At 51.2% G+C, this 9,526-nt stretch carries 10 protein-coding genes and 3 tRNA genes; 8 read left to right on the forward strand and 5 right to left on the reverse strand.

The genetic code is table 11. The annotated features are described in order from the left end of the window. From AB1690_04820 to AB1690_04850, 7 genes are all read left to right on the forward strand, one after another. Positions 1-578: riboflavin synthase (locus AB1690_04820; protein MEW6014626.1), on the forward strand; the 578-nt coding region annotated here is incomplete at its 5' end. Positions 579-598: 20 nt separating this feature from the next. After that, positions 599-1,804, forward strand: coding sequence for a bifunctional 3,4-dihydroxy-2-butanone-4-phosphate synthase/GTP cyclohydrolase II (locus AB1690_04825; protein MEW6014627.1), 1,206 nt, complete (start codon positions 599-601; stop codon positions 1,802-1,804). 8 nt (positions 1,805-1,812) lie between these two features. After that, on the forward strand, positions 1,813-2,289 hold the full coding sequence (gene ribH, locus AB1690_04830; GenBank protein MEW6014628.1) for a 6,7-dimethyl-8-ribityllumazine synthase: 477 nt from the start codon (positions 1,813-1,815) through the stop codon (positions 2,287-2,289). Then, positions 2,286-2,693, forward strand: coding sequence for a transcription antitermination factor NusB (nusB, locus tag AB1690_04835; GenBank protein MEW6014629.1), 408 nt, complete (start codon positions 2,286-2,288; stop codon positions 2,691-2,693). The genes ribH and nusB overlap by 4 nt, the downstream gene beginning before the upstream one ends. Positions 2,694-2,750: 57 nt before the next feature. Next, a complete protein-coding gene (locus tag AB1690_04840) occupies positions 2,751-3,179 on the forward strand; it encodes a hypothetical protein (GenBank protein MEW6014630.1) in 429 nt (142 codons plus the stop codon). A gap of 146 nt (positions 3,180-3,325) precedes the next feature. Further along, positions 3,326-3,411: transfer RNA gene (locus AB1690_04845), tRNA-Leu, on the forward strand. Positions 3,412-3,862: 451 nt separating this feature from the next. Beyond that, positions 3,863-6,106, forward strand: coding sequence for a thrombospondin type 3 repeat-containing protein (locus AB1690_04850; protein MEW6014631.1), 2,244 nt, complete (start codon positions 3,863-3,865; stop codon positions 6,104-6,106). Between the two features lie 91 nt (positions 6,107-6,197). Here the strand turns inward: AB1690_04850 and AB1690_04855 are convergent, their stop codons facing one another. Next, a complete protein-coding gene (locus tag AB1690_04855; protein ID MEW6014632.1) occupies positions 6,198-6,674 on the reverse strand; it encodes a GNAT family N-acetyltransferase in 477 nt (158 codons plus the stop codon). A 193-nt stretch (positions 6,675-6,867) separates the two neighbouring features. On the opposite strand from AB1690_04855, the gene AB1690_04860 reads away from it, so the two are divergent. Further along, entirely contained in the window at positions 6,868-7,803 is a 936-nt protein-coding gene (locus AB1690_04860) for a DUF4097 family beta strand repeat-containing protein (protein MEW6014633.1), read from the forward strand. Positions 7,804-7,870: 67 nt separating this feature from the next. On the opposite strand, the gene AB1690_04865 is transcribed toward AB1690_04860, so the two are convergent. The 4 genes from AB1690_04865 to AB1690_04880 all read right to left on the reverse strand — a co-directional run. Beyond that, positions 7,871-7,943: transfer RNA gene (locus tag AB1690_04865), tRNA-Thr, on the reverse strand. A 138-nt stretch (positions 7,944-8,081) separates the two neighbouring features. Next, positions 8,082-8,154, reverse strand: a tRNA-Phe gene (locus AB1690_04870). Between the two features lie 61 nt (positions 8,155-8,215). After that, entirely contained in the window at positions 8,216-8,590 is a 375-nt protein-coding gene (locus AB1690_04875) for a hypothetical protein (GenBank protein MEW6014634.1), read from the reverse strand. Positions 8,591-8,604: 14 nt separating this feature from the next. Then, the coding region (locus tag AB1690_04880; protein ID MEW6014635.1) for an ROK family protein at positions 8,605-9,526 on the reverse strand (922 nt) is incomplete at its 5' end.

Genomic DNA, 9,526 nt, shown 5'->3' on the forward strand with positions numbered 1-9,526 from the left:
TGACGCTGACGATTGCCCCGAATAAGCCATTAGAAAATGTAATTTTGGGAGAATCGATTGCGGTTGATGGGTGCTGTCTGACAGTTACGCGCTTTGACCGGAGCGGATTTGATGTAGAAGTCTCGCCGGAGAGCATCAGGTCAACCATTATTGGCGGGTATAAGACCGGGCGTCAGGTCAATCTGGAACGGGCAATGAGAGCGGATGGGCGCTTTGGGGGGCATCTGGTAAGCGGACATATCGATTGTGCCGGCGAAATAGTAAAAGCGGCTCCGAAAGGGAATGGGCTGGAAATTGCTGTGCAGTTTCCGGAGAAATATCGGGACCTGGTTGTTGAGAAGGGGTCGATTGCTATCGACGGGGTGAGTTTGACGATAAACCGGGTGAATGGAAATATTTTCGATGTCAATATCATACCGCATACGCGTCGGGAGACTACGGCCGACCGCTGGAAAGAAGGGGCAATGGTTAACTTGGAATTTGATTTAGTTGGAAAATATATACTGCAACGACTGAATTATCAGAATCCGGCCGGTGTTACTCTGGAGAAATTGGCCAAAAGCGGCTGGAATATATGATTCATAACCATGGAGCTATAATGATTAAGTTCGATACGATACCGGATGCCATCGAAGATATCAAACAGGGCAAGATGGTCATCGTGGTTGATGATGAGGACAGGGAGAACGAAGGGGATTTTATCATGGCGGCGGAGAAGGTGACGGCCGAAGCGATAAATTTCCTGGCGGTGCATGGGCGAGGACTGATATGTGCGCCGCTGACGGAGGAGAGGATATCCCGATTGAAGCTTCATCCGATGTCACAGACCAACAGCGCCCTGCATGGCACACGGTTTACAGTCTCAGTGGATGCCTGCAAAGGGACCACAACCGGCATATCGGCGGCGGACCGAGCCCGGACTATTCAAGTGCTGGCATCGGAAGAATCGCGACCGGAGGATTTGTGCCGCCCCGGGCATATATTTCCCATCCAGGCGCTCAATGGCGGAGTATTGTCGCGGGCGGGACATACCGAATCGGCGGTAGACCTGGCGCGGCTGGCCGGGTTCAAGCCGGTGGGAGTTTTGTGCGAGATAATGGATGATGACGGCAACATGGCGCGGGTGCCGAAACTTTACGAAATCGCGAGGAAATTCGACCTGCGCTTGATAACGGTCAAGGACCTGATTGAGTACCGTCGGCGAACGGAACGGCTGGTCGAGAAAATTACCGTCGTAGATTTCCCGACCCGGTATGGGCATTTCAATCTGCACCTGTACCGTTCACAAATAGATGAGCATCACCATCTCGCGGTGGTTAAAGGTGAAGTTAGCGGCAAGAAAGATGTGCTGGTGCGGGTTCATTCGCAGTGTCTGACCGGTGATGTTTTTGGTTCGGCCCGTTGCGACTGCGGTCCGCAGCTGGCGCATGCGCTGGAGATGATTGAGCAGGAGGGAACCGGGGTGTTGCTGTATATGCGTCAGGAGGGCCGGGGAATCGGTCTTGCCAATAAAATCCTGGCTTATAAACTGCAGGACCAGGGGAAAGATACGGTGGAGGCAAACAACGAACTGGGGTTTGCAGCGGACCTTCGAGATTACGGCATCGGAGCCCAAATTCTGGTTGATCTGGGACTGACCTCAATAAGACTGATAACCAACAATCCCCGAAAAGTAATCGGTCTGGAAGGATATGGGTTGACCATCACGGGTCGAGTGCCGATTCAGATGCCGCCGACCAAGCATAATCTGAAATATCTGGAAACGAAACGCGATAAACTGGGACATCTGTTAACAATCTTATAGGAGTTGCTATGTCGTATAGAGAAATTGCCGGGAATCTGAATGGTTCCGGATTGAAGCTTGGTATTGTGGTGAGCCGCTTCAATTCCCTGTTAACGACCAAACTGCTGGAGGGGGCGATAGATTGCCTGAAACGTCATCAGGCGGATGAGAAGATGATTTCCGTGGCATGGGTGCCCGGGTCGTTTGAGATACCTTATGCGGCATCGAAGATGGTGCAGTCGAAAAAGTACGACGCGGTGATATGCCTGGGGGCGGTGATCAAGGGAGATACGCCGCACTTTGATTATATTGCAAATGAGACCTCCAAGGGAATAGCCCGTCTGGCGCTTGATTCAGGACAGCCGGTGATATATGGAATAATCACGGCTGACACATTGGAGCAGGCGATAGAGAGAGCCGGAACCAAAGCCGGGAATAAAGGCTGGGATGCGGCGCAGACCGCGATTGAGATGGCTAACCTGTATCGCGAGATGGGAAAGAAATGAGCACACGCCATCGGGCCCGCGAATATGTACTGAAGGCTCTATATGCGCTGGAGCAGGGAGGGCAGACAAGGGAAGAAATAAGGGCATCGATTATCGATAAGAGCGGCCTGGATGCGAATGGTATTGATTTCAGCCAGAGGCTCTATGACCTGGTTTGCGCTAATTTGAAAAAGATTGATAATCAGATTGTCCGATTGGCGACGAATTGGACGCTGGAGCGAATCGCCATCGTGGATAAGAATATTCTGCGGATGGCGATTTGCGAGGCGGAATATATGCCGGATATTCCGCTGAAAGTCGCCATCAATGAAGCGATTGAGCTTGCCAAGAAATACAGCACACTCGATTCGGCATCGTTTGTCAACGGGATACTCGACAGGGTTCTGCACGAAAGGCAGTCATAAGCATAAGGCGCCGACGAATAAACATATTTCGGCGACCAAGAAAAGGAGCGAGGGGAGATGACCACAAGTGAGATTTTGAGGAATGCGTCACAGCTGCTTCGCGAAGGGGGCAAGATGTCACAGGCAGAGCAGTTGTACGGCTTGATACATGAATTTGAAGGTCTGCAGTTGGAAGTAGAACAACTGAAGACTAAGACAGCGGATATAGTGAAAGACAACAGCGCGTTACAGCAGCGACTTCAAGAAATGCTTGAACAATACGGATTTCAGCCGGGGGAGCTCGAATTCCATGATGGTCTTCTCTGGATAACCCATGACCCTTTGCGGCGGGACAAGACCAGGACGGCGATCTGTCAAAAATGCTGGCAGGCAGAGAGACGTCTGATGCGGCATGTAGTCGAGGCTGATGGCAAGGAGAGCGGATTCGAATGTCAGGCTTGCGGAGCGGTAAACCGTTCCGTGAAGGAAAAAGCGAATCGACCTTGAACTAAGATTCGACATATCTTCAACTATTCTGGTAACCACTCGAAAGATGACGGGCGAGTGGTTCTCTTGTTTTGATAGGGCTAAATCCATTAAAGATATTATAGTCTTGACTATGCTATGAGAGTCGCTTAATTTCCGCCATCATTGCCGGAGTGGCGGAATTGGTAGACGCCAGGGACTTAAAATCCCTTGCATCGTCAGGTGCGTGCCGGTTCGAGTCCGGCCTCCGGCAGATGATTAAGACAATTTCTGCGAGCCGTAAGCGCCTCTCTAATATAAAGCTTGACATAATCTTAAAGGGCGGTAACTTTATATTGTGATATAAATAATGAAGCCCTTTTCTCGCTTGTTGCTTCATTGTGATTTCTTGCCTCGGATTTCTGCGGAGTGACTTTCCTTATTCTCTCATTAGTGAAGGGAAGGAGTAAGGAGAGTTATATCAAGCAGGGAGCCGCTTATTATTGAACCACCACGCCGGCGCGGGAGCGCGCGATATGACCGGTTGAAAATTGATGCAATGTTTGCGCCGGAAGGAAGTAAGTGAAACAATGGAAAAACAAGGAAAGTATATCCTTTAGATTCGGCCGACTCTCATCCCCATTCCAGCCGGAATCTACCGCTCTGTGCGATAAAAAAGTGATTCTTAAATAAACCTTAAATCTCATTTTGGCGGAGGTTGCATTATGAGAAAAAGCAAATGGTTCTCAATGGCGACATTGATTCTGTTATTGGCGCTGGCGCCGGGGGCAGACGCCGAGAGAGTGCGGGGTGTGGCGGTATCGATTGAAAAATCGTTTCAGGCGCCGCAGACCTTGACCATGGCGGGTCAGGATTGGGTTTTCCAGGGGCAGCCGACCGACCCGGGGCTTAGCCAGGCTATGCAGGGAGGGGAGGATATCGCGAATGCTACCGTGATAAGCAGTTTGCCCTATTCAGCCACCGGAACAACCGTCGGGTATAATCATGACTACGACGTAAGATGTTTTAATGCCTCGACGGCGCCCGACGTAGTCTATTCGTACACGCCGCCGGCGAATCAGCGGCTCGATGTGGTATCCTGCGCCTCATCATATCATACCAAGATATTTGTCTATGAGAACGATACACTGACATCAGTGGGGTGCAGTCAATTTTCTGATTCCTGTTCGCCGACACTCCGGGGCGCCATTTATGACCTTCCGGTTTATACCGGAAATACATATTATATCGTCGTTGACGGTTATGGCGGGCTTTCCGGCAATTATGATTTGCAGGTAATATTGCGTCCGGTTCTGGATACGGTCATGTCACACCCGGCCTTGGCCGACAACAACCAGGGGCTACTGGTTCTGGGACATGAAAATATGATTACAACCCAGAGAGTCTACTGGCAGAGTTCGCTGGATGACGGTTTCACCTGGAGCGATGCCGTGTACTGGAATTTTGGCGGCGCCGCCAAGTATCCCTCGGTTGACTACTTCGGGATGGATACGTCATTCTACGGAACGGTCGTTCCTCCCGTCGAGTATTTCAATGGCGCCCCGACTTTTCTTATCAATATGGTCAATGGCGGCGACCCCAATACCTTCCAGGGGAGTTACTGGGATTGGAGCCAGTATGGATGGCATGATATGCAATGTGTGGACATCGCCTGTGATGACAGTCAGGAAAGCTGGCGCTGGGGCATAATGTCTTTTGTGCACAGCACCACCTACACAACTCCTGACATGGTGGATGCGCCGCATCTGACCTGGCAGACCAGCGCCGCGGGGCAAGCGACAATAAGTTGGTACAGCGGGATTGATGGCTGCAGTACGACAACCTGTGACATTGACCCCACAGCGGCGAAAACCTATGCTGTCTATGACTGGTTTGACGCCTCCGATGGAATCTGGAAACTCTTTGCCCGGCAGGATAATTTTGCCAATATGGCTGATACTATCTTCGGCGGCGGATTTGTTTTCATAACCGAAGATTCGACCGATATACAGTTCCCGGCAGTGGCGGCTAACAATAGCGCCGTGCTGGTGATAGCGGAAAATTACACGGAAACGACACCGGACGACAAAGACCTGATCTGCTGGCGGACAGTTGACGGCAATATGGCTAATCTTACCACCGAAGTGGTCGTTGCCACCACCGATGCGGAGCGCTTCCCGAGAATCCAGAGCATCGCCGGACAGACATTCCTGGTTACCTTTGTCCGGAACGGTGCCCTCTATGCGACGATTACAGAGGACGCGGGAACTACCTGGAGCACGCCGACGCAGGTGAGCCTAACCGGCGACAGCGTAATCAGTGACTATCGCTCGGTCGATATTGCTGAATCGGACGGATATTTTGCCAAAATCATTTACGAATACCATGCCCCGGGAGTGAAGGGTCCTAACAATCGCGCTTTGCGGATAATCGATTATGAGGTTTATCCCTATCCGGACGCCGATGCCGACGGGGTTCCTGACTTTTCGGATAACTGCCCGGCGGTAGCCAATGCCGGTCAGGAAGACGTCGATTCCGACGGTCACGGTGATGCTTGCGACAACTGCGTCAACCAGAGCAATGTTTCTCAGACCGACACCGACAGCGATAGCTTTGGCGACGCCTGCGACAATTGCCCGGCTCTCGCCAATGTTGACCAGGCCGATAATGACGCCGATGGAGTAGGGAATGTGTGCGATAATTGTCCCGATGTGCCAAACCCGTTGCAGGAGGACAGCAATAGCAACGGTGTCGGTGACGCCTGCGACTATATCTGCGGCGACGCCAACGGCAGCGGCGGCATAAATATTCTCGACGCTACATTCATTATTGCTTATCTGTTCAAGGGCGGAGCGACGCCTGACCCCTTGATTTCGGCCGATGCCAACAACAACGGGTCGATAAATATTTTGGATGCAACTTTTCTGATAAACTTCCTCTTCAAAGGAGGGGCAGAGCCATCCTGTTAATTCCATAACACGGCAGAACTGCGAGCATATAAGAACCCCCGCTTCCGGCAGAGCCGGTGCGGGGGTTTGGTTTTGCAGATAAAAGCCGCTATCACTCGAAATTGGCTAAATCAATCTCCAAATATATGGCTCCCGGGACAGGATTATCCCGGTATGGGGGTATTTTCTTGAAACCGATAGACTCATAAAGGGAGATAGCCTCTTTCATCTCCGGGACGGTATCGAGACGCATGAAGCGATAGCCGATTTTCTTGGCTTCTTCGAGCGCGGTTTCGGCAAGAGCGCGGCCAAATCCCTCCCCCCGAAATTCCGGTCGAACGTACAACCGTTTCATTTCACAGACTTGGGGGTCAATCTTGCGCAGGGCAACACAACCAACCGGCGTCTGGCGATGATAGACCAGTATCAGTCTTCCATCGGGAGAGGCATAGTCGCCGGGTAGTTCGGCAAGCTCCCGGTCGAAGTCCTGAAAGCAAAGGCTAAAATTGAGGGAACGGCCATATTCGGTGAAAAGGGTCCGGGCAAGGGCGATATCATCTTCTGAACTTGCCAATTTATATTCTATCATTTTTCCTCCGCCAAGAAAAAGAGTCTGTTTCTCCTTATATGCTTAAATTTTCAGACAGTTGCAAGTTGCAAATGGCGGTGGCGCTGTCGTCCTGCCGATTTTTTGTCCAACTGCAGAACCGTCCAAGGCAACCTTTTGACCGGGATGTCGTAATGATGGATATACAAGAATATATGAGGAGGATTCCGTGAAAATGAAGCGATTAATGGTACTTCTGGTTCTGGGTGGCGGGCTTATCATATCGGCCGGCGCCTATGCCGATATTGAAGATAACATATCCCGAGATTTTCCGGTTAAGCCGGGGGGAACTCTGGTAGTAGAGTCGGAGTTAGGCTCGGTGCAGGTAAAAGCCGGCGCCGGCGACAAGGTGGAGGTCAGTATTACGCTAATTGCCGATACTGATAACAGTGACAAAGCGCGCGAGATAATGGACCGCTTCCATGTCGATTTCAACCAGGATGGGAACAGGGTTGCTGTTGTCGGTGAATACGACGATGATAGTTTCAAGCTGTTTCAGAATCGCCGCAACCGGCTTAAGGTAGAATATTATATCATGGTTCCGGAGAAATTTGACCTGGATATTCACACCGGCGGTGGGGGGATAGGCGTCTCAAATATTGAGGGGACGATGGAAGTGGAGACAGCCGGAGGGAGCCTCAATTTCACCGGAGCAAAGGGGAATATAAGAGGAAGGACATCGGGAGGAAGTATCAGCCTTCGTGAATGCGACGGGGAGATTGATATAAAAACCTCGGGGGGAAGTATCAATATGGAAAGAGCGACCGGCGAAATCTATGCCCGCACCAGTGGCGGAAGCATCAATCTGGAAGAGGTGCGCGGTTCAATAGATGCTTCAACCTCGGGCGGAAGCGTTACAGCGGAGATTATGGAGCAGCCAAGTTCGCCCTGCCGTTTGACGACATCGGGAGGAAGTGTGACAGTTTACCTGTCGGAGACCATACAGGCGAATATAGATGCGGAAACAAGCGCCGGGAAAATCAAAAGCGATTTCCCGCTGAAAGTTCGCGGCAGATATGTCAGTCACGAGTTACAGGGAGAGATTAATGGCGGCGGACCGGAGATTTATTTGAGAACCTCGGCGGGGAATATCAATATTAACAAACTTTGAAGTTGACGATATCTTGGTAGTCAGGCTGGAGTAATGCTCCAGCCTTTCTATTTGGGGGAAAAATAAGAGCCACGGAGCGGGATCGAACCGCTGACCTGCTGATTACGAATCAGCTGCTCTACCAGCTGAGCTACCGTGGCTGCAAACTTCGATGCAATCTCTTCATCGGCTAGAGCCGGGCATAATTAACGAGCTAAATATGCCTCTGTCAAGAAGAGAGAAAGAGAAGGCTCCAGCCGCCATCGAAGGAACTCTGTATCAATAAACGGAATAAAAAATGGCGCCCCGCAGAATCGAACTGCGGACACACGGATTTTCAGTCCGTTGCTCTACCAACTGAGCTAGGGCGCCAGATAAATTTCCCTAAAAGTTAAGCCAATTAAGGGAAAAATCGGCGGATGTCAACTTCTTTTTAGGCGGGGAAAAAATGGCGTTTGACGGCGGGAAGGAATAGCGCGGCAAGCACTACCAGAGAGATTATCCCCACGGCAAGGCGGTAGCTGTCTTTCAGATTGAAGAGGGAAAGGACCACCACCAGCAGCAGAAAGAAGGAGTACCCGAACCAGGCCCAGCGCTTGAGACTCTTGAAGCCGAGTCCGAAAACGACCGCCGGGATTCCATATAGACCGATGAGGAAATTCTTATCGATATCTTTATAGCTTCGGTCAAGGATGGCAAGGACAATGCTCACCACAGCGACAAGGATGTACATCACCCCAAAAATAATGCCGTAATAGGCAAGCAGTTTGACGGCAAGCGGCTGGCGGTCCTTATGATCGGAAGTCACGATTCAGTTTCTCCTTATTTTCGAGATTTGTACTCACCGAGCAATCCGGCGCCGATAAAACCGGCATCGTTTCCGAGTTCTGCCTTGAGGATGCGAAGATTGTCCGCTGCCATAGGGAATGCTCGCTTCCGGATAGCGGCTCCAGTGGCTTCAACAAAGCCGGCGCCACCGTCAACTATGCCGCCGCCGAAGATTATCGCTTCAGGATTCAATAAGTTCACTATTCCGGAGAGACCGGCTCCAAGAATTTCGCCGGTTTCTTCGATAACTTCCAGCGCCAGTTCATCCCCTTTCCGCGCCGCCATGAAAAGTTTCTTGATATTCAGGTTCTGAATGTCGCCGGAGAGGACCTCATCAAATATCGGAGTCATACCGTTCTTCATCTTTTCCTTAGTGCGGTCAATAATCGCCTGCGATGCGCAGTAGGCTTCCAGGCAGCCACGGTTGCCGCAGCGGCATTCTTTACCATCATATTTGACCACAATATGGCCTATTTCGCCGGCGGAAAAGTTGCTGCCGCGCCAGAGGTTCTTGTCGATAATAATACCGCCGCCTATGCCGGTACCTACTGTTATACAAATGGCGGAACTAAATCGTTTCCCGGCGCCGAAGCGAAGTTCTGCCAGCGCCATGGCGTTGGCATCATTGTCAACGAAGACTGGCAGGTTGAGATGTTCCTTCAGGTGCGCCCCGATTTTGATTCCAACCCAGCCCGGTATATTGGGACAGGCTCCGGCAACCTCTCCGGTGACGTTGTTTATTATGCCGGGGGAACCGACACCTAGCCAGCGGACACTCATCTCTTCTTCCGCCGCGTGGAGAAGAAGATTCTCGCCGATATTGGTGACCAGATGCAATAATGGGGTGGCTCCTTTTTCGACCAGAGCCGGTTTCTGGTCACGAAAGATGATTTTGCCGGTGGAATCAAACAGCCCA

The organism is Candidatus Zixiibacteriota bacterium (genome assembly GCA_040753495.1).
Classification (GTDB): Bacteria; Zixibacteria; MSB-5A5; order GN15; family PGXB01; genus DYGG01.